Raw genomic sequence first — 19,137 nt, 5'->3', positions numbered from 1 at the left:
CCTGTACCGCGCCCCGCGGCCGCAGCACGATCGCGGCATGGACATCGAGGAGATGCGCTTCGCCGGGAGTCTCGGTCGGGAGTTCCCGCTGCCGATCGATCGGCCGTTCACCGGCGCGATGGCTACGGATGCGGGGATATCCCGGCGACAGCTCGAACGACTGTTGGCCTCGGGCCTGATCAGACGCACGGTCCGCGGTGTCTATCTGGCGACCGAGGCCGGCGACTCGATCGAGCTCCGGGCGCGGTGTCTCGCACTGGTCGCACCGGACGACTGTGTGATCGTCGACCGGCACGCAGGCTGGTTGCACGGCGCCTCGATGGTGCTGGCGCCCGGCGAGCACATCGGGCTGCGTCCACTCTCCATCTTCCGGCCATCGGGCAAGGGCCGGCTGCGCAACCACATCGCCACCAGCGGTGAGCGATGGCTGCCGAAGGAGCACGTGACGGTGGTCGGCGGCATGCGGGTCACCACCCCGCTGCGGACCGCCTGGGACCTCGGCCGGGTGCCATGGCCCAACGCCGCGATCTCGGCCATCGACCAGATGCACCGGCTGGGCCGCTACCGGCCGGAGGAGTTCAACGCCGGCATCGAACAGTTCCGCGGCCATCGCTGGGTCCGAACACTCCGGGTCGTCGGTCCGATGGCAGACGGTCGCGCCGAGTCGCCACCGGAGTCGATCCTCCGTATCCTGTGCCGCGACTGCCGAGTGCCGGTCGTCCCGCAGCTCGAGGTCTTCGACCGGGGCCGTTTCGTCGCCCGTCTCGATCTGGGAAATGAAGAGCTGCGGTTCGCCCTCGAGTATGACGGTCTCGAGTGGCATTCCGCGCCGGAGGCGCTCGAGAGGGACCGCAACCAGCGGCAGGATCTCGCGGAGCAGGATTGGCTGCTCGAGATCTTCACCAAGGAGGACCTCTTCGTTCGGACCAGCTGCCCCGAGCTCAAGATCCGCCGACTGTACGAAGCCGCGCTTCGTCGCCGCGGCCACGCTCTTCCTCGCCCCGCCTGAATCGCCGAGTCGGCGCTACCTGGTCCAAGTAGTGCCGACTCGGCGACCTCAGGCGTACGACAAGCGCCGAGTCGGCGTCAGAAGATGACCTCGCCGGACCGGCGGCGCGAACGCAGGAGCTGGATCGCCTCGTCCAGGATGTCGGCCGCCTCGGCCTCGGAGCGACGCTCCTTCACATAGGCCAGGTGCGTCTTGTAGGGCTCGATCTTGGGGGCCGGCGGGGCGTTCTCGGCGTCGAGTCCGGCCGGCAGGCCACACTTCGGGCAGTCCCAGGACTCGGGCTCGGTCGCCTCGACGGCGAGCGTGATCACCGAGCGGTGCTCGTTGGCGCAGAAGTAGACGACCGCCTTGCGTGGCGCCGCCTCACCCCGCTCGGCCTCCCCCATCGGGCCAGCGCCGATCCGTGAGCCCCGGATCGCATTCCCTCCACCAGCCATCGGTGATTCTGTCCTCTCTGAAGTGGTGTAGCCGAACTGGTTCGGCGACCACACGCCCCGTGTGCGGGTGACGTCCGGCCCGTCGGACCGACCCGTCGCAGACGCGCCCTAATAAGCCAGCAACAGTCCGAGTGCGATCACGCACGCGAACCAGATCACCCCGATGCCGACGGTGAGCCGGTCGAGGTTGCGCTCCGCGACGGACGAGCCCCCCAACGAGCTGGAGACGCCGCCGCCGAACATGTCGGAGAGCCCGCCCCCACGGCCCTTGTGCAGCAGCACCAACAGGATCATCAGCACGCTCGCGATGACCAGGATGACGGTGAAGAGAAGTTCCACGGTTCCGAATCCTACGTCAGCCGCGCCCGATCAGAGCACCGGCAGGTCATAGAACCGACAGATCGCCGCGAACTCCTCGACCTGCAGGCTCGCGCCACCCACCAGCGCCCCGTCGACATCGGCCTGCTGCATCAGTCCGGCGACGTTGTTCGCCTTCACCGAGCCTCCGTACAGGATCCGCACCGCGGCGGCGGTCTCGGCACCATAGGTCTGCTCGGCCCAGGCCCGGATCCCGGCGCAGACCTCCTGGGCGTCCTCCGGGGTCGCCACCTCACCGGTGCCGATCGCCCACACCGGCTCGTAGGCGATCACCAGCCCGGCCACCTGCGCCGCATCCAGCCCGGCCAGCGAACCTGCCGTCTGCGCGGTGCAGTGCTCCAGGTGAGTGCCGGCCTGCCGGATCTCGAGGCCCTCGCCGACGCACACGATCGGCACCATGCCGGCCGCGAGCGTCACCGCCGCCTTGGCCGCCACGGTCTCGTCGCTCTCGCCGTGATAGGCCCGCCGCTCGGAGTGCCCGACCACCACGTAGCTGCAGCCGAGCTTGGCGAGCATCCCGGCCGAGATCTCGCCGGTGTAGGCGCCGTCGGGATGCACCGAGACGTCCTGGGCGCCGTACTCGATGGAGAGCCGGTCGCCGTCGACGAGCGTCTGCACCGACCGCAGGTCGGTGAACGGCGGGATCACCGCCACCTCCGCCTTGGCGTAGTCGTGGCGCTTGTCGGAGAGCGTCCAGGCGAGCTTCTGGACCAGCACCACCGCCTCGTGGTGATTGAGGTTCATCTTCCAGTTCCCCGCCATCAGCGGGGTACGCGTGCCGGCCATCGCTCACTCCCCCAGCACGGTGAGGCCGGGGAGCTCCTTTCCTTCCAGGTACTCCAGGCTGGCGCCACCGCCGGTGGAGATGTGACCGAACGCGTCGTCGGCGAACCCGAGCGTCCGCACCGCCGCGGCGGAGTCGCCACCGCCGACCACCGACAGCCCGCCGGCGGCGGTGACCCCGGTGAGCGCCTGGGCGACCGCCCGGGTGCCCTCGGCGAAGGCCGGCTGCTCGAAGACGCCCATCGGCCCGTTCCAGAACACCGTCCTGGCGTCGGCCAGCGCCGCAGCGAAGGCGGCTCCGGACGCCGGGCCGATGTCCAGGCCGAGCGTCTCGGCCGGGATCGCGTCCGCGGCCACCACCCGGGCCGAGCTCTCGTCGCCGAAGGAGTCGGCCACGACGACGTCGGTGGGCAACACGATCTCGACCCCCTCGGCCCGTGCCCGGTCGAGATAGCCGAGCACCGTCGGGATCTGATCGGTCTCCAGCAGGCTCTTGCCGACCTCATGGCCCTGAGCCGCGAGGAAGGTGAAGACCATCCCGCCGCCGATCAGCAGCCGGTCGGCCTTGCCCAACAGGTTGTCGATCACACCCAGCTTGTCGGAGACCTTCGACCCGCCGAGCGCCACCGCGTAGAGCCGCTCCGGCGTCTCGGTCAACCGCTCGAGTACGTCGATCTCGGCGGCGACCAGGTCCCCCATCGCATGCGGCAGCAGCTGGGCCAGGTCGTAGACGCTGGCCTGCTTGCGATGCACCACACCGAAGCCGTCGGAGACGAACGCGTCGCCGAGCGCGGCCAGCTGCGCGGCGAACGCGCGTCGCTCGGCGTCGTCCTTGCTGGTCTCACCGGGGTTGAAACGGACGTTCTCCAGCACCACCACGTCGCCGTCCGCGGCCGCGGCGGCCATCGCCTGTGCGCTGGGCCCCACGGTGTCGGTGGCCAGCCCGACCGAGAAGTCGGCGAGCTCGGCCAGCCGTTCGGCGGCCGGGCGCAGCGAGTAGGCCGGGTCCGGCGCTCCCGCCGGGCGCCCCAGGTGGGCGAGCACGAGCACGCGCGCACCCGCCCGGGACAGCTTGGTCAGGGTCGGCAGCGACGCGCGGATGCGTCCGTCGTCGGTGACCACCCGGTCCTCCGAGCCCCCGGGACCGTCCTCCAGCGGGACGTTGAGGTCACAGCGCACCAGCACGCGCCTGCCCGCCAGCCCGCCGATCTTCTCGGCGAGCTGCTCGATGGTGTCCGCCACGTCTACCCGACCCGCCTCAGAGGGTCTTGCCGACGTAGTCGATCAGGTCCGCGAGGCGGTTGGAGTAGCCCCACTCGTTGTCGTACCAGCCGGCCACCTTGACCTGGTTGCCGATCACCTTGGTCAGCGGCGCGTCGAAGATGCACGAGGCCGGATCGGTGACGATGTCGGAGGAGACGATCGGATCGGTGGAGTACTTCAGGATCCGGCCGTCGGCGGCCGCCTTGACGATCTCGTTGACCTCCTCGACGGAGGTCTCCCGGCCGGCCTCGAAGGACAGGTCGGTGATCGAGCCGGTCGGGACGGGGACGCGGAGCGCATAGCCGTCGAGCTTGCCCTTGAGCTCGGGCAGGACCAGGCCGATCGCCTTGGCCGCGCCGGTCGAGGTCGGCACCACGTTCAGCGCGGCGGCCCGCGCCCGCCGCAGGTCCTTGTGGATGTTGTCCTGCAGGTTCTGGTCGGCGGTGTAGGCGTGCACCGTGGTCATCAGGCCCTTGACGATGCCGAGGCCGTCGTTGAGCGCCTTCGCCATCGGGGCCAGGCAGTTGGTGGTGCAGGACGCGTTGGAGATGACCGTGTCCGTGTCGGGGTTGTAGGTCTCGTGGTTGACGCCCATCACCAAGGTGGCGTCCTCGTTGCTGGCCGGCGCGGAGATGATGACCTTCTTGGCGCCGCCCGCGTCCACGTGGGCGCGGGCCTTGGTGGCGTCGGTGAAGAACCCGGTGGACTCCACCACCACGTCGACGCCGAGGTCACCCCAGGTCAGGTTGGCGGGATCCCGCTCGGCGAAGGTCTTGATCACCTGGTCACCGACCGTGATCTCGCTCTCGCTGGCCTCGACGTCGGCGTCCAGGCGACCGAGGATCGAGTCGAACTTGAGCAGCGGGGCGAGGTGCTTGTTGTCGGTGAGGTCGTTGACGGCCACGATCTCGAGGTCGAGGCCGGACGCGCGTACCGCGCGGAAGAAGTTGCGGCCGATCCGGCCGAATCCATTGATGCCAACGCGAACAGTCACTGCAGATCTCCTGGGTCTGGGGCAGGCGTTTGGTCGCCGGCCGTGACGGTGGGTGGGCGTTCGGTCGCCCACCCCGACCCTACCCAGTCCGACCTCGGGGTCGCCAGGCAGCGGGGGTCAGGGGGAGCCTCAGTCGTCGGCGAGCATCTCCGCGGTCAGCGACGCCTCGGTGTCCGGTACGCCGAGCTCCTCGGCGCGCTTGTCGGCCATCGCGAGCAGACGACGGATCCGACCGGCGATGGCGTCCTTGGTGAGCACCGGGTCGTGCAGCTGGCCGAGCTCCTCCAGCGAGGCCTGCTTGTGCTCCAGCCGCAGGGTGCCGGCCTGGCGCAGGTGGTCGGGGATCTCCTCGCCGAGGATCTCCAGGGCCCGGTCGACGCGGGCTCCGGCGGCGACCGCGGCGCGCGCCGAGCGGCGCAGGTTCGCATCGTCGAAGTTCGCCAACCGGTTGGCGGTGGCGCGCACCTCGCGCCGCATCCGGCGCTCCTCCCAGGCCATCAACGACTCGTGCGCGCCCAGCCGGGTCAGCAGCTGGCCGATGGCGTCGCCGTCCCGGATCACCACCCGGTCCACGCCCCGCACCTCGCGTGCCTTGGCCGAGATCCCGAGCCGGCGGGCCACCCCGACCAGCGCCAGTGCCGCCTCGGAGCCGGGACAGGTGACCTCCAACGCGGAGGACCGGCCGGGCTCGGTCAGCGAACCGTGCGCCAGGAACGCGCCGCGCCAGGCGGCGACGGCATCGCAGGTGCCCCCGGAGACGACCGCCGGCGGCAGGCCGCGGACGGGGCGCCCGCGCTGGTCCAACAGCCCCGTCTGGCGCGCCAGTGCCTCACCGTCCCTGACCACTCGGACGATGTACCGGCTGCCCTTGCGGATGCCGTTGCCCTGCACCATCGCCACCTCGGCGGTGTGACCGTAGATCTCGGCGATATCGGTGCGCAGCCGGCGCGCCGCGGCACCGGTGTCCAGCTCGGCCTCGATGACGATCCGGCCCGCCACGATGTGGATCCCGCCGGCGAACCGCAGCGTCGAGGCGACCTCCGCCTTGCGACAACACACCTTCGTGACCTGGGTGGAGGCCAGTTCTGCTTTCACCTGTGCCGTCATCGCCATACGCCGGAGTCTTTCACGCCTCGTCAACGCCGGGAGGCGTCCCCTGCCATGATCCGTGCGTACGCCGCCGCCAACTTGGCCGGGTCGTGTCGCGGCGTACCGTCGCCGATCGACACGTCCTCGACGACCAGGGTGGTGCCCGAGGCCGCCACCAGATCGGCCAGCTCGTCCAGGCCGTCCATCGAGCCGTCGGCCAGCACCGCATGGATGCGCAGGTCGGGAGCGTGCTCGAGCAACGCGGTGAGATGATCCGCCGGCCCGAAGCCGGGCGTCTCGCCGACCTGCTCGGCGAGGTTCATCACCACCACGATCCGGGCCGCGGTCCGCAGCAGCGCCTGCCGCAGCGCGGCCACCATCAGATGCGGCAGCACCGAGGTGAACCACGACCCGGGGCCGAGGAAGACCCACTCCGCCGCGGCGATCGCGGCCAGCGCGGCCGGTGCGGCCGGCGGGTCGTCGGGGACCAGGGCGATGCTGTCGATGATCCCGTCGGTGGTCGCGACCTCGACCTGCCCGCGGACGGTGGTGAGCGCGTTCGGGTCGCCGGGGACCAGACCCCGGACCTCGGCGGTGATGTCCATCGGCACCAGCGCCATCGGCAGCACCCGGCCCTTGGCACGCAGCAGCCGGCAGACCCAGTCCAGCGCCTCGACGTGGTCGCCGAGCTGCTCCCAGAGGCCGACGATGAGCAGGTTGCCCAGGTTGTGGCCGTTCATCTCGCCGTCACCCGCGAAGCGGTGCTGCAGCACCTGCGCCCAGGTGCCGTCCCACCGGTCGTCGCCGCACAGCGCGGCCAGCGCCATCCGCAGGTCACCGGGCGGCAGTACGCCGAACTCGCGCCGCAGCCGCCCGGACGAGCCGCCGTTGTCGGCCACCGTGACGATCGCGGTGAGGCTGTCCAGGGTCAGATCGTCGACCAGCAGCCGCAGCGCGCTGAGCGAGGCGAACAGCCCGTGCCCGCCGCCGAGGGCGACGGCGGCCTGGGCCTGGTCGCCGTGCCGCTCGTCACGCTCGGGGGTGCTCACCGTCACTCCCGCCCCAGGTCGCGGTGGATCGCGCGGGCGACCAGCCCGTCGGCGCGCAGGCGGCGCGCGATCTCCTCGGCCATCGCCACGCTGCGGTGCTTGCCGCCGGTGCAGCCGACCGCCACCCGCATGAAGCGCTTCCCCTCGCGCAGGTAGCCCTCGGCGACGCCGGCGAGCACCGGCACGTAGCCGGCCAGGAACTCCTGCGCCCCGGGCCGGGAGTAGACGTAGTCGGCCACCGCCGGGTTGTCCCGGCCGTTCCCGGGCCGCAGCTCCGGGATCCAGTGCGGGTTCGGCAGGAAACGCATGTCGGCGACGAAGTCGGCGTCCACCGGGATGCCGTACTTGAACCCGAAGCTGACCACCGAGACCCGCAGTCTGGTGGTGTCCGGGGTGCCGAACGCCTCCGCGATCCGGTCGGTCAGCTGGTGCACGTTGAGCGCGGAGGTGTCGATGACCAGGTCGGCGGCCGCCCGCAGGTCGGCCAACGCCACCCGCTCCCGAGCCAGCCCGTCGAGCAGCCGGTCGCCGCCCTGCAGCGGGTGCGGACGGCGGGCGGCCTCCTGGCGCCGGACCAGGATGTCGTCGCTGGCGTCGAGGAAGACCATCGTGGTACGACGACCGGCCGCGCGCTGCGCCAGCGTCTCCTCCAGCTCGTCGAAGAACGCTCCGGAGCGGACGTCGATCACGACCGCCACCGGTTGCTGGGCGCCGCGGGAGGCGTCGACCAGGCCGACCACCTCGGGCAGCAGGCTGGCCGGCAGGTTGTCCACGACATAGAAGCCGAGGTCCTCCAGCTCCTTGGCCGCCGTGCTCCGGCCGGCTCCGGTCATGCCGGTGACGACCACGAGCTCGCCGGTGGCGGGTTGCTCCATTCAGGACTCCTTGGTGGCGGGGTCGGGTGAGGCGGCGGGGACGGTCTCAGTATCCGCCGAGGTGACCTCGCCGGTGGCGGTATTCACCGAGACCCGGCCGGACGCGCTGTCGGCGGCGACGGCCCGGACGATGGCGGCGGCGGTCGCCGGCCCGATGCCCGGCACCCGGGCGATCTCCTCGGCGGTGGCGGCGCGGAGCTTCCGCAACGAGCCGAAGTGCGACAGCAGGGTCTTGCGACGCACCTCCCCCAGGCCCGGTACGTCGTCCAGCACGCTCTCCACCATCGACCTGCTGCGCCGGGAGCGGTGGTGGGTAATGGCGAACCGGTGCGCCTCGTCCCGGAGCCGTTGCAGCAGGTAGAGCCCCTCCGAGCTGCGCGGCAGGATCACCGGATCCTCCTCCTCGGGCACCCACACCTCCTCCAGCCGCTTGGCCAGGCCCACCACCGGGATGTCGTCGATGCCGAGCTCGTCGAGCGCCCGCTTGGCCGCCGCCACCTGGGGCGGCCCACCGTCGACCACCACCAGTCCGGGGGCATAGGCGAACTTGCGCGGCCGACCCGTCTCGGGGTCGACCAGCATCGGGCCGAGCTCGTCCGCGCGCCCGGTGCCAGGTCCGGTGCCAGGTCCGCCCCCCGGACCGTCCTCGGCGGGGATGCTGGTCGCCTGCTCCTCCAGCAGCCGCCGGAACCGGCGGGTGATCACCTCGTGCATGGACGCCACGTCGTTGGCGCCGCTCTCCCCGCCCACCGACCGGATCACGAACCGGCGATACTCGCTCTTGCGCGGCAGCCCGTCCTCGAAGACCACCATCGAGGCCACCACCTCGGTGCCCTGGAGGTTGGAGATGTCGTAACACTCCATCCGAAGCGGGACCTCGTCCAGACCGAGCGCCGCCTGGATCTCCTCCAACGCCCGGTTGCGGGTGGTCAGATCGCTGGCGCGCTTGGTCTTGTGCAGCGCCAGGGCCTGGGCGGCGTTGGCGGCCACCGTCTCCTGCAACGTCTTCTTGTCCCCACGCTGCGGAATGCGGATCTGCACCTTGGCACCGCGGACGTCGGAGAGCAGCTCCTCCAGGGTGGCCCTGTCCGGCGGCAGCACCGGGACCAGGATCTCCCGCGGGATGGCGTCGGCGCTCTCGCCGGCGTAGAGCTGCAGCAGGAACTGCTCGACCAGCTCGTCGGTCCCGCCGTCGGCGACCCGATCGGCGACCCAGCCGCGCTGGCCGCGGATCCGGCCGCTGCGCACATAGAAGATCTGCACGCCGACCTCGAGCGGGTCCTCGGCCAGCGCGATCACGTCGACGTCGGCGCCGTCGCCGAGCACCACCGCCTGCTTCTCCAGGGCACGTTGCATGGCGGCCAGGTCGTCCCGCAGCCGGGCGGCCCGCTCGAAGTCGAGCTCCTCGGAGGCGGCGAACATCTCCTTCTCGATGCGCCGCATGAACCCGGTGGTGTGACCGGCCATGAAGTCACAGAAGTCCTCGACGATCGCGCGGTGGTCGGCCGCGCTGATCGAGCCGACACACGGCGCCGAGCACTTGTCGATGTAGCCGAGCAGGCACGGCCGGCCGATCTGGCCCGAGCGCTTGAAGACGCCGTTGCTGCACGAGCGCATCGGGAACACCCGGAGCAGGATGTCGACGGTCTCCCGGATGGCCCAGGCGTGACTGTAGGGACCGAAGTAGCGGGTGCCCTTGCGCTTGGCACCGCGGCCGACCATCACCCGGGGGAACTCCTCGCCCACCGTCACCGCGAGCCACGGGTAGGACTTGTCGTCGCGGTACTTCACGTTGAACCGCGGATCGAACTCCTTGATCCAGGAGTACTCCAGCTGCAGGGCCTCGACCTCGGTGTTGACCACCGTCCACTCCACGCTGGCCGCGGTGGTCACCATGGTGGCGGTGCGAGGGTGCAGGCTGGGCAGCGGCTGGAAGTAGTTCGCCAGCCGGGCGCGCAGGTTGACCGCCTTGCCGACATAGATCACCCGGCCGGCCGGATCCCGGAACCGGTAGACCCCCGGCCGGGTGGGGATCTCGCTCGGCTTCGGCCGGTAGCTACGCGGGTCGGGCACGTCCACAACCCTACGGCTCGACACCGACACGTACGCCGTACCGGCCGCCTCCTCGCCCGGGATTGTCTAGTGATCTAGTCTTGTTATGTGAGCCCCCGTGACAGCTACGGCTACGCCTTGACCACCGCCACCTCGGCAGCCGAGGCGTACGACGCGGGCCTGCTCGACGTGCTGCGCCTGCGCACCGGGGCACTCGACCACTTCGCCGAGTCGATCGTGCACGACCCGACGTTCGCCCTCGGACACGCCGCCCTGGCCCTGCTGGGACACGAGCTGTGCGCCCCCGTCGACGTCGACGCGCGGCTGCGTCAGGCGCGACTGCACGCCGGTCGCGGCGACGAGCGCGAGCGCAGCCACGTACACGCCGTCGTGGCGCACATCGGCGGCGACTCCCGCCCGTTGATCGACCACCTGGCGGCCTATCCCCGAGACGCCCTGCTGCTGTCCACCGCGGTGCCGACGATCGCGTTCGCCGGCGCCACCGAGGTGCCCGAGGAGGCCTGGGCGATCGTGGAGCGGGCGGCCCCGGCCTATGGCGACGACTGGTGGTACGCCGGCCTGCTCGCCTTCATCCGCACCGAGCAGCTGCGGTTCGACGAGGCGATGGAGCTCTCCTGTCGGTCGCTGGCCGTCGTCCCGGGTGCGGGGCACTCCGCGCACGCCCGCGCGCACGCGCACTACGAGACCGGGGACCACGAGAGTGGCCTCGCCTGGATGGACGCCTGGGTGCTCGGCGACGGGGCCGAGATCGACAGCCTCTCGCACTTCAGCTGGCACGCCGCCCTGCACGAGCTCTCGCTCGGCGACCTCGACGCCGTCCGACGTCGCTATCGGACCCAACTGCAGCCGGGGAACGCGCTCGGGTGCCGCGCGCTGGTCGACAGCGGCTCGCTGCTGTTCCGGTGGGCCCTCACCCCGGGCGCGAGCGCCGTGCCCGACATGAGCGAGGTGCTCCGGGTGACCGGCGAGACCACTCTGGAGCGGCCGGCGACCCCGTTCCTCGCCCTGCACGCCGCGGTGGCGCTGCTGGCCATCGGCGACACGGTCCGGCTGGACGCGCTGGCACGATGGGCGGGCGGCCACGCCCACGCCACCATGCGCGAGGTGGTGGCGCCGCTCACGGTCGCGCTCGGGCTGATGGCCACGGACCGTCCCGGCGAGGCTGCCGACCGGCTCGCCGTGCTCGCGCCGTCGATCCGGCGCCTCGGCGGCTCCGATGCCCAGCGCGAGGTGGTCGAGGAGGCCCGCATCGCCGCGCTGCTGCGCGCGGACCGGTGGGACGAGGCCCGGATCCTGCTGGATGCACGACTGGAGCGGCGCCGGTCCCCGCGCGACGAGCGGTGGCGACGCACGCTCCCGGCCACCGCCGCGGGATCACGCTGACTGTCCCGGCTGACTGTCCCGGTTGGCTGGCTAACCGGCGCTGCTCCTCGTGGCGGGCCGCTTGGCGGCGGCCTTCTTGGTCGCCCTGCCCGTCTTGGCCGTCTTGGTCGTCGTGCCCGTCTTCCTTGTCTTGGCGGTCTTGGCTGTCTTGGCTGCCGGGTCGGCGACCTCGGGCACCGACCGCGGCGGGCCGGGCTGCTCGGCGGCACGCCCCTCCAGCAGAGGGGCCAGGAACCGACCGGTGTGGCTCGCCGGGATGCTCGCCACCTCCTCGGGAGTGCCTTCGGCCACCACCGCACCACCGCGGTTGCCGCCCTCGGGCCCCATGTCGACCAGCCAGTCGGCGGTCTTGATCACGTCCAGGTTGTGCTCGATGACCAACACCGTGTTGCCCTTGTCGACGAGGCTGGACAGCACGCCGAGAAGCTTGCGGATGTCCTCGAAGTGCAGTCCGGTGGTGGGCTCGTCGAGCACATAGACGGTGCGCCCGGTGGAGCGCTTCTGCAACTCCGCGGAGAGCTTCACCCGCTGCGCCTCGCCCCCTGAGAGGGTGGTCGCCGGCTGGCCGAGGCGGACATACCCGAGCCCCACCTCGACCAGCGTGGTCAGGTGCCGCGCGATCGCCGGGACGGCCGCGAAGAAGTCGACCGCCTCCTCGATCGGCATGTCGAGCACCTCGGCGATGGTCTTGCCCTTGTAGTGCACCTCCAGGGTCTCCCGGTTGTACCGGGCGCCGTGACAGACCTCGCAGGGCACATAGACGTCGGGCAGGAAGTTCATCTCGATCTTGATGGTGCCGTCACCGGAGCAGGCCTCACATCGGCCGCCCTTGACGTTGAAGGAGAACCGGCCCTGCTGGTAGCCGCGCATCTTCGCCTCCGGAGTGGAGGCGAACAGCTTGCGCACGTGGTCGAAGACCCCCGTGTAGGTGGCCGGGTTCGACCGCGGCGTACGCCCGATCGGCGACTGGTCGACGTGGATGACCTTGTCCACGTGCTCCATCCCGCTGATCGAGGTGTGCCGGCCGGGCACCGCCCGGGCACCGTAGAGCTGCTTGGCCAGCGAGGTGTAGAGGATGTCGTTGACCAGGGTGGACTTGCCCGACCCGGAGACGCCGGTGACCGCGACGAAGAGTCCCAGCGGGAAGGTGACGTCGAGGTCCTTGAGATTGTGCTCGTGCGCGCCGTGCACGGTCAGCTCGCGGCCGACGGTCCGCGGGCGGCGGACCGCCGGGACCGGGATCTCGCGCTTGCCGGCCAGGTACTGCCCCGTCGCGGAGTGCTCGTTGGCGAGCAACGCGCCGACGGTGCCGCTGTGCACCACCTGCCCACCGTGCTCGCCGGCCCCGGGGCCGATGTCGACCACCCAGTCGGCCACCTTGATGGTGTCCTCGTCGTGCTCGACCACGATCAGCGTGTTGCCCAGGTCCTTGAGCCGGACGAGGGTCTCGATGAGCCGGTGGTTGTCGCGCTGGTGCAGCCCGATCGACGGCTCATCGAGGACGTACAGCACGCCCACCAGCCCGGCACCGATCTGGGTGGCGAGCCGGATGCGCTGCGCCTCGCCGCCGGACAGCGACCCGGACGGGCGGTCGAGGGAGAGGTAGTCGAGGCCGACGTCGAGCAGGAAGCGCAGCCGCTCCTGGATCTCCTTGAGCACTCGCTCGGCGATCTGCCGCTCCCGGGCACTCAGCTCGACCCGGTTCAGCCAGGCCGCGGTCTCGTTGATCGGCAGCGCGCACACCTCGGCGATGTTCAGCCCGCCGCTGGCGCGGTCGCCGAGGGTGACGCCGACCGAGATCGGCTTCAGCCGGCTGCCCCGGCAGGTCGGACACGGCACCTCCCGCATGAAGCCCTCGAACCGCTCGCGGCTGGTGTCGCTCTCCGCCTCCCGGTGACGGCGCTCGATATAGCGCCGTACGCCCTCGAACTCGGCGTCGTAGGAGCGGACCCGGCCGTACCGGTTGGTGGTGACCACGTGGACCTTGCGGCCATGGCCCTCCAGGATCGCCGCGCGGGCCCGCTCGGGCAACGCCGACCAGGGCGTGTCCAGGTCGAAGCCCAGCTCGTCGCCGAGCGCGCCGAGCAGGCGCTGGAAGTAGTCGGCGACATGCGCCTGGCTCCAGGGCTGGACGGCGCCGTCCGCGAGGGTGGCGGCCGGGTTCGGCACCACCAGCTCCGGATCGACCTCCATCCGGGTGCCCAGCCCGGTACAGGCCGGACAGGCGCCGAAGGGCGAGTTGAAGGAGAACGACCGCGGCTCCAGCTCGTCGGTGTCGAGCACATGATCGTTGGGACAGGCCATCTTCTCGCTGAACTTCAGCTGGGACTGCCCGTCCGGGAGAGGACCGTCGACGAAGTCGACCACCACCAGGCCGCCGGCCAGCTCCAGCGCGGTCTCCACCGAGTCGGTCAGACGGCGCTTCGCCGACTCCTTGACGGCCAGCCGGTCCACCACCACCTCGATGGTGTGCTTCTTCTGCTTGTCCAGCTTCGGCGGCGCGTCCAGGGTGTGGGTCTCGCCGTCCACCCGGGCACGGGAGAAGCCCTGGGTCTGCAACGAGGAGAACAGCTCGACGTACTCCCCCTTGCGGCCGCGGATGACCGGCGCCAGCACCTGGAACCGGGTGCCCTCGGGCAGGGTCAGGATGCGGTCCACGATCTGCTGCGGGGTCTGCCGCTCGATCGGCGCGCCACACACCGGGCAGTGCGGCCGACCCGCGCGCGCGTAGAGCAGGCGGAGGTAGTCGTAGACCTCGGTGATGGTGCCGACCGTGGATCGCGGGTTGCGCGAGGTCGACTTCTGGTCGATGGAGACCGCGGGGCTGAGTCCCTCGATGAAGTCGACGTCCGGCTTGTCCATCTGGCCGAGGAACTGGCGGGCGTACGCCGAGAGCGACTCGACGTAGCGACGCTGGCCCTCGGCGAAGATGGTGTCGAAGGCCAGGCTCGACTTGCCGCTGCCGGACAAGCCGGTGAAGACGATCAGCGCGTCGCGCGGAAGATCCAGCGAGACATCCTTGAGGTTGTGCTCCCTGGCACCCCGGATGATGAGCTGCTGCTCGGCCACTGAGCGATCCCTTCCATCGAACAACTGTTCGTCATAGTACGCGACCGCATCAATCGGTCAATCGGTCGATCGGCACGCACACTCCGGAGGGCACCCTGCCAGTCGCCACCGACAAGTTTGCGCGCCGCGTCCCGGCGCTGCATGCTTCCAGAGTGTCGATGCCCCCACGGCGGGGCCGGGGAGGACCAGATGAGCTACACCGGGGCGGTGAAGCCCGGCGGCCCCGCCGAGGCGCGCGAACTCGCCGAGCTGCGTATCACCAAGGTCGCCGTCGATCCGACCATGTCCAACAACTGCTACCTGCTGCGCTGTCAGCAGACCGGTGAGCAGCTGCTCATCGACGCCGCCGACGAGCCGCGAGTGCTGCTCGACCTGGTCGGCGCCGACGGACTGGCCACGGTGGTCACCACGCACCGGCACTGGGACCACCATCGCGCGCTCGCCGAGGTGGTCGCCGCCACCGGCGCGGTCACCATCGCCGGGGAGCGCGACGCCGCCGCGATCGAGGACGCCACCGGCGTGGGCATCGACCGTGCGGTGGGCCAGGGCGACACCGTCACCGTCGGTGAGTGCACCCTGCAGGTGATCGCGCTGCGCGGGCACACCCCCGGGTCCATCGCGCTGCTCTACTCCGATCCCGCCGGCACCCCCCACCTGTTCACCGGCGATTCGCTCTTCCCCGGCGGCGTCGGCAACACCCAGAACAACGCCGGTCGCTTCGAGCAGCTGATCAACGACGTGGACGAACGGGTCTTCCAGCGTCTCGGCGACGACACCTGGTTCTACCCCGGTCACGGCGACGACTCCACCCTCGGCGCCGAGCGGCCCCACCTGGCGGAGTGGCGCGAGCGCGGCTGGTGAGCGTTCGCCCGGCGCGAACACCGACCGGTCCGAGTCTCCGTACCGGTCTCCGCACCCGGTGCGCGGCTAGGGTGGGCGACATGGGTGAGTTGATTCGATTGCCACGCCCCATCGGTCCGCGCCCGGCGCCGTCGGCCGAGCCGCTGTGGCGGGACGCGGTCGGACAGGAGCTGCGCGCCGAGCGGGCCACCCAGCGCCGTACGCTCGCGGAGGTGGCCGGCGAGGCCGGGCTCTCCACCCAGTACCTCTCCGAGATCGAGCGGGGACGCAAGGAGCCGAGCTCGGAGATGCTGGGCGCGGTGGCGGCGGCGCTCGGCCTCCGGCTCGTCGATCTGACCGCACGGGTCACCCGACGCCTCACCACCGCGGCCGTACGCGGCCCGCTCGCGCTGGCCGCGTGAGGGCCCGCCCCGGATCTGCCCGCTACTGCGCCGCCTTCCTGCTCTCCAGCACCGCGTCGACGAGTCCGTACTCCACCGCCTGGTCGGCGCCCAGCACCAGGTCCCGCTCGGTGTCGGCATGGATCTGGGCACTCTCCCGGCCGGTGTGCCGGGAGAGGATCGCCTCCAGCTCCGCCCGTAGCCGAGCGATCTCCTTGGCCGCCACCTGGAGGTCCGGTACGTCGCCACGGGTGCCGCCCTGCCCCGGCTGCTGCAACACCGCTCGCGCATGCGGCAGGACGGTACGGCGCCCGGGCGCCCCGGCCGCCAGCAACACCGCCGCCGGACCGGCCACCTGGCCCACGCAGGTGGTGAGGACCGGAGCGTTGATGAACTGCATCGTGTCGTAGATGCCGAGGGCCGCGGTCGGGTCGCCGCCGGCGGAGTTGAGGTAGATCCCGATCTCGGTCTCGCTGCTCTCCGACTCCAGATAGAGCAGTTGCGCGATCACGACGTTGGCCACGCCGTCATCGATCGGGGTGCCGAGATAGACGATGCGCTCGGAGAGCAGCCGGCTGTAGATGTCGGTCGCCCGCTCCCCCGTTCGGGTCCGCTCGATGACCGACGGAATCGAGTAGCTGCTCATCGGCCGGCCCCGAAGGCCAGGCCGTGGCGCGCCGGCGTCACCGACCCGACATCGCTGAGCACCTCGTCGACCAGGCCGTACTCCCGCGCCTCCTCGGCGGTGAACCACCTGTCCCGCACCGAGTCGAGGTCGATCGTCGCCTCGCTCTGGCCGGTGCACGCCGCGGTGATCTGCAGCATCCGCCGGGTCATCCGCTCGAGCCGCGCGGCCTGCACCGCGATGTCGGCCGCGCTGCCGCCGATGCCGGCCGAGCCCTTGTGCAGCAGCACCTCGGCGTTCGGCAGCACGAAGCGCTTGCCGGGCGTCCCGGCCGTCAGCAGGAACTGACCCATGCTCGCGGCCAGCCCCATGCCGAGCGTCGAGACGTCGTTCGGGATCAGCTGGATGACGTCATAGATGGCCATCCCGGCGGTCACCGAGCCGCCCGGGGAGTTGATGTAGAGACTGATGTCGCGGTGCGGGTCCTCCGCGGAGAGCAGCAGCAGCTGGGCACAGATCCGGTTGGCGATCGGATCGTCGACCTCCTGGCCGAGCACCAGGATGCGTTGCTGCAGCAGCCGGCCGGCAAGCTGGTCGTCGAGTGCGGGTGCCGCTGCCGGCGCCGCTGCCTGCGCCGGTCTCTGTGCTCGGGTGGTGATCTGAGTCATGCCTCGAGCCTGGACGTCACGCCGTACGACGACCAGGGAATCCGCCGTCGGCAGAGCTGCCCTGAGCAGAACGCCCCGGCGGAGCGCCGGGCCGCCGCCTTCCCGGCTCGGGCTCGCGCGCCGGCCCGGGCTAGAGTCGCCTGCGTGATCGAGCTCCGCACCCCGACCCAGATCGACGAGATGAAGCCGGCCGGGCGATTCGTCGCCGACGTGCTCCTGGCCCTGGCCGACAAGGCGGCGGTCGGGGTGAACCTGCTCGAGCTCGACGCCCTCGCCCACCGGATGATCACCGAGCGGGGCGCGGAGTCGTGCTACATCGACTACCACCCCAGCTTCGGGGCGATGCCGTTCGGCAAGGTGCTGTGCACGAGCGTCAACGACGCGGTGCTGCACGGCCTGCCGTTCGACTATGCGCTCCAGGACGGCGACCTGCTCAGCGTCGACTTCGCCGCCAGCGTGGACGGCTGGGTCTCCGACAGCGCGCTCTCCCTCGTCGTCGGTACGCCGCGCCCGGAGGACCTGCGACTGATCGAGGTCACCACCGAGGCGCTGGCCGCCGGCATCGCCGCGGCCCAGCCGGGCAACCGGCTCGGCGACATCTCCTCCGCGATCGCCGAGGTCGCGCGCGGCGCCGGCCTGAAGATCAACACCCAGTTCGGCGGACACGGCGTGGGCCGCACCATGCACGGCGACCCGCACGTGCCCAACGACGGTCGCCCCGGGCGCGGCTACAGGCTGCAGCCCGGGCTGGTGATCGCGATCGAGCCCTGGTTCCTGCACACCACCGACGAGATCTACACCGACCCGGACGGCTGGACGCTGCGCAGCGCCGACGGCTCCCGCGGGGCGCACATGGAGCACACCATCGCCATCACCGCCGACGGACCGCTGATCCTGACCGACCGCGGCTGAGCCGGTCGTCCCCGGCCTCCCTTTCCGTCCCGCCCGTCCTACCCAATTTGGGGGATCTTTACCCAGGGCACCGCCGTTTCGAGCGATCCCCACCGCCGGGGCGGCTACAGTTCTTCTCGTTGAGCCGCTGGTGACCCGAGACGCCAGCGGCTCAACTCTTTTCTACCCGCCGTCAGCTCTCGTCGGCGGCGGCGAACTCCTCGCCGTGCGTGCCGGGCCGCGGCGCCCACGGCAGCTCCTTCGCCGGCCGCACCACGATCAGCCGGTCTCCGCGCGACAGCGTGGTCACGACCGGGTCGTAGTAGCGGAACACCTTCTCGTCTCGCACCACCGCGATCACCTGGTCGGCGAGCTGCTGCGGCTGCTTGCCCACCTCGCCGACCATCAGGTCGCGCTCGGCCACCTCCAGGCCGGCGCCGTAGGTCAGCAGGTCCTCCATCACCGCACCGAGGGTCGGCGAGACCGAGGAGAGCCCGAGCAGCCGGCCCACGGCGTCCGAGGAGGTGATCACCGAGTCCGCACCGGACTGCTTCATCAGCGGCGCGTTCTCGTGCTCCCGCACCGCGGAGACGATCCACGCGTCCGGGTTGAGCTGGCGCACGGTGAGGGTCGCCAGCACGTTGGAGTCGTCCCGGTCGGTGGTGATGATGATCTGGTCGGCCTTGCCGACCCCGGCCCGGTTGAGCACCTCGCGCCGGGTGGCGTCACCGCTGACCACCGCCAGGCCGTCGGCGTGAGCGTCGGCCAGCGCGGTCGACGAGGGGTCGACCACGACGATGTCCTCGCGGTCGTGGCCCTTGCGCAGCAGGGTCTCGACCGCACTCCGTCCCTTGGTGCCGTAGCCGACGACGACCACGTGATGCCCCATCTTCTTCCTCCAGCGCGAGACTCGGATCAGCTCCCGGCCGCGCGTGGCCAGGACCTCCAGGGTGGTGCCGATCAACAGCACCAGGAACCCGATGCGCGCCGGGGTGATGACGAAGGCGTTGATCAGCCGGGCGTGCTCGGCCACCGGCGCGATGTCGCCGTACCCGGTCGTGCTGAGCGTGACGGTGGTGTAGTACACCGCGTCGATCAGCGTCAGCGGCCGGTGCGGGTGGGCGGTGTCGCGGTAGCCGTGGCGGTCGACGTAGACCAGCAGCACCGTGCCGACCAGGATCGCGGTCGCCAGCAACAGCCGGCGGGAGAGCTGCCACCACGGCGAGCGCACCCGCTCCGGCAACGAGACCGAGCCGGGCCTCGACCGTTTGCCGGGTAGGAAGTCGCTGGTCTCCTCGGGCACCCCCGAA

At 71.1% G+C, this 19,137-nt stretch carries 18 protein-coding genes; 5 read left to right on the top strand and 13 right to left on the bottom strand.

Annotation, left to right across the window (positions count from 1 at the left end):
- Positions 1-37 precede the first annotated feature (37 nt).
- Complete coding sequence (locus QM638_RS12685) at positions 38-1,009, top strand: type IV toxin-antitoxin system AbiEi family antitoxin domain-containing protein (protein WP_415142346.1); 972 nt, start codon at positions 38-40, stop codon at positions 1,007-1,009.
- A gap of 77 nt (positions 1,010-1,086) precedes the next feature.
- Here the strand turns inward: QM638_RS12685 and QM638_RS12680 are convergent, their stop codons facing one another.
- The 9 genes from QM638_RS12680 to uvrC form a co-directional block, all read right to left on the bottom strand.
- Positions 1,087-1,446: an RNA polymerase-binding protein RbpA gene (locus QM638_RS12680; protein ID WP_415142345.1), complete on the bottom strand. Its 360-nt coding sequence runs from the start codon at positions 1,444-1,446 to the stop codon at positions 1,087-1,089.
- 108 nt (positions 1,447-1,554) lie between these two features.
- The gene (gene secG, locus QM638_RS12675) at positions 1,555-1,785 is read right to left on the bottom strand and encodes a preprotein translocase subunit SecG (protein WP_415142344.1); all 231 of its coding nucleotides are present in this window, start codon (positions 1,783-1,785) and stop codon (positions 1,555-1,557) included.
- Between the two features lie 30 nt (positions 1,786-1,815).
- Positions 1,816-2,610, bottom strand: a complete 795-nt coding sequence (gene tpiA / locus QM638_RS12670; protein ID WP_415142343.1) for a triose-phosphate isomerase — start codon at positions 2,608-2,610, stop codon at positions 1,816-1,818.
- Positions 2,611-2,613: 3 nt separating this feature from the next.
- The gene (locus tag QM638_RS12665) at positions 2,614-3,849 is read right to left on the bottom strand and encodes a phosphoglycerate kinase (protein ID WP_415142342.1); all 1,236 of its coding nucleotides are present in this window, start codon (positions 3,847-3,849) and stop codon (positions 2,614-2,616) included.
- A 16-nt stretch (positions 3,850-3,865) separates the two neighbouring features.
- Entirely contained in the window at positions 3,866-4,864 is a 999-nt protein-coding gene (gap, locus tag QM638_RS12660) for a type I glyceraldehyde-3-phosphate dehydrogenase (protein WP_415142341.1), read from the bottom strand.
- 129 nt (positions 4,865-4,993) lie between these two features.
- Complete coding sequence (gene whiA / locus QM638_RS12655; RefSeq protein WP_415142340.1) at positions 4,994-5,977, bottom strand: DNA-binding protein WhiA; 984 nt, start codon at positions 5,975-5,977, stop codon at positions 4,994-4,996.
- 23 nt (positions 5,978-6,000) lie between these two features.
- Complete coding sequence (locus QM638_RS12650; RefSeq protein WP_415142339.1) at positions 6,001-7,002, bottom strand: gluconeogenesis factor YvcK family protein; 1,002 nt, start codon at positions 7,000-7,002, stop codon at positions 6,001-6,003.
- Positions 7,003-7,004: 2 nt separating this feature from the next.
- Positions 7,005-7,877, bottom strand: a complete 873-nt coding sequence (gene rapZ, locus QM638_RS12645) for an RNase adapter RapZ (protein WP_415142338.1) — start codon at positions 7,875-7,877, stop codon at positions 7,005-7,007.
- Complete coding sequence (gene uvrC, locus QM638_RS12640; protein WP_415142337.1) at positions 7,878-9,950, bottom strand: excinuclease ABC subunit UvrC; 2,073 nt, start codon at positions 9,948-9,950, stop codon at positions 7,878-7,880.
- An 87-nt stretch (positions 9,951-10,037) separates the two neighbouring features.
- On the opposite strand from uvrC, the gene QM638_RS12635 reads away from it, so the two are divergent.
- Positions 10,038-11,333, top strand: a complete 1,296-nt coding sequence (locus QM638_RS12635; RefSeq protein WP_415142336.1) for a pyridine nucleotide-disulfide oxidoreductase — start codon at positions 10,038-10,040, stop codon at positions 11,331-11,333.
- A 30-nt stretch (positions 11,334-11,363) separates the two neighbouring features.
- Here the strand turns inward: QM638_RS12635 and uvrA are convergent, their stop codons facing one another.
- Positions 11,364-14,402 carry an excinuclease ABC subunit UvrA gene (gene uvrA, locus QM638_RS12630; protein WP_415142335.1) on the bottom strand — a complete coding sequence of 1,013 codons (3,039 nt, stop codon included), beginning with the start codon at positions 14,400-14,402 and terminating at the stop codon, positions 11,364-11,366.
- Positions 14,403-14,591: 189 nt separating this feature from the next.
- On the opposite strand from uvrA, the gene QM638_RS12625 reads away from it, so the two are divergent.
- Together QM638_RS12625 and QM638_RS12620 are read left to right on the top strand one after the other, a co-directional pair.
- On the top strand, positions 14,592-15,263 hold the full coding sequence (locus tag QM638_RS12625; protein ID WP_415142334.1) for an MBL fold metallo-hydrolase: 672 nt from the start codon (positions 14,592-14,594) through the stop codon (positions 15,261-15,263).
- Positions 15,264-15,343: 80 nt separating this feature from the next.
- Complete coding sequence (locus QM638_RS12620; RefSeq protein ID WP_415142333.1) at positions 15,344-15,664, top strand: helix-turn-helix domain-containing protein; 321 nt, start codon at positions 15,344-15,346, stop codon at positions 15,662-15,664.
- Between the two features lie 22 nt (positions 15,665-15,686).
- Here QM638_RS12620 and QM638_RS12615 read toward each other — a convergent pair whose 3' ends face one another.
- Both QM638_RS12615 and QM638_RS12610 read right to left on the bottom strand, forming a co-directional pair.
- On the bottom strand, positions 15,687-16,289 hold the full coding sequence (locus QM638_RS12615; RefSeq protein ID WP_415142332.1) for a ClpP family protease: 603 nt from the start codon (positions 16,287-16,289) through the stop codon (positions 15,687-15,689).
- The gene (locus QM638_RS12610; protein ID WP_415142331.1) at positions 16,286-16,936 is read right to left on the bottom strand and encodes an ATP-dependent Clp protease proteolytic subunit; all 651 of its coding nucleotides are present in this window, start codon (positions 16,934-16,936) and stop codon (positions 16,286-16,288) included. Before QM638_RS12610 ends, QM638_RS12615 begins: the two co-directional genes overlap by 4 nt.
- A 144-nt stretch (positions 16,937-17,080) precedes the next feature.
- Between QM638_RS12610 and map the strand changes: the two genes are divergently transcribed.
- A complete protein-coding gene (gene map, locus QM638_RS12605) occupies positions 17,081-17,848 on the top strand; it encodes a type I methionyl aminopeptidase (protein ID WP_415142330.1) in 768 nt (255 codons plus the stop codon).
- Between the two features lie 172 nt (positions 17,849-18,020).
- Here map and QM638_RS12600 read toward each other — a convergent pair whose 3' ends face one another.
- On the bottom strand, positions 18,021-19,130 hold the full coding sequence (locus QM638_RS12600) for a potassium channel family protein (protein ID WP_415142329.1): 1,110 nt from the start codon (positions 19,128-19,130) through the stop codon (positions 18,021-18,023).
- Positions 19,131-19,137 lie beyond the last annotated feature (7 nt).

Source organism: Nocardioides sp., from assembly GCF_047606145.1.
Lineage (GTDB): Bacteria > Actinomycetota > Actinomycetes > Propionibacteriales > Nocardioidaceae > Nocardioides.
This window is presented reverse-complemented; position numbering and strand designations above follow the sequence as displayed.

Excerpts from the sequence above, each read along its gene's own strand:
- QM638_RS12680 (WP_415142345.1), bottom strand. The coding sequence starts at position 1,446 with ATGGCTGGTGGAGGGAATGCGATCCGGGGCTCACGGATCGGCGCTGGC.
- QM638_RS12625 (WP_415142334.1), top strand. The coding sequence starts at position 14,592 with ATGAGCTACACCGGGGCGGTGAAGCCCGGCGGCCCCGCCGAGGCGCGC.
- tpiA (WP_415142343.1), bottom strand. The coding sequence starts at position 2,610 with ATGGCCGGCACGCGTACCCCGCTGATGGCGGGGAACTGGAAGATGAAC.
- rapZ (WP_415142338.1), bottom strand. The coding sequence starts at position 7,877 with ATGGAGCAACCCGCCACCGGCGAGCTCGTGGTCGTCACCGGCATGACC.
- QM638_RS12615 (WP_415142332.1), bottom strand. The coding sequence starts at position 16,289 with ATGAGCAGCTACTCGATTCCGTCGGTCATCGAGCGGACCCGAACGGGG.
- whiA (WP_415142340.1), bottom strand. The coding sequence starts at position 5,977 with ATGGCGATGACGGCACAGGTGAAAGCAGAACTGGCCTCCACCCAGGTC.
- QM638_RS12620 (WP_415142333.1), top strand. The coding sequence starts at position 15,344 with ATGGGTGAGTTGATTCGATTGCCACGCCCCATCGGTCCGCGCCCGGCG.
- QM638_RS12610 (WP_415142331.1), bottom strand. The coding sequence starts at position 16,936 with ATGACTCAGATCACCACCCGAGCACAGAGACCGGCGCAGGCAGCGGCG.
- QM638_RS12685 (WP_415142346.1), top strand. The coding sequence starts at position 38 with ATGGACATCGAGGAGATGCGCTTCGCCGGGAGTCTCGGTCGGGAGTTC.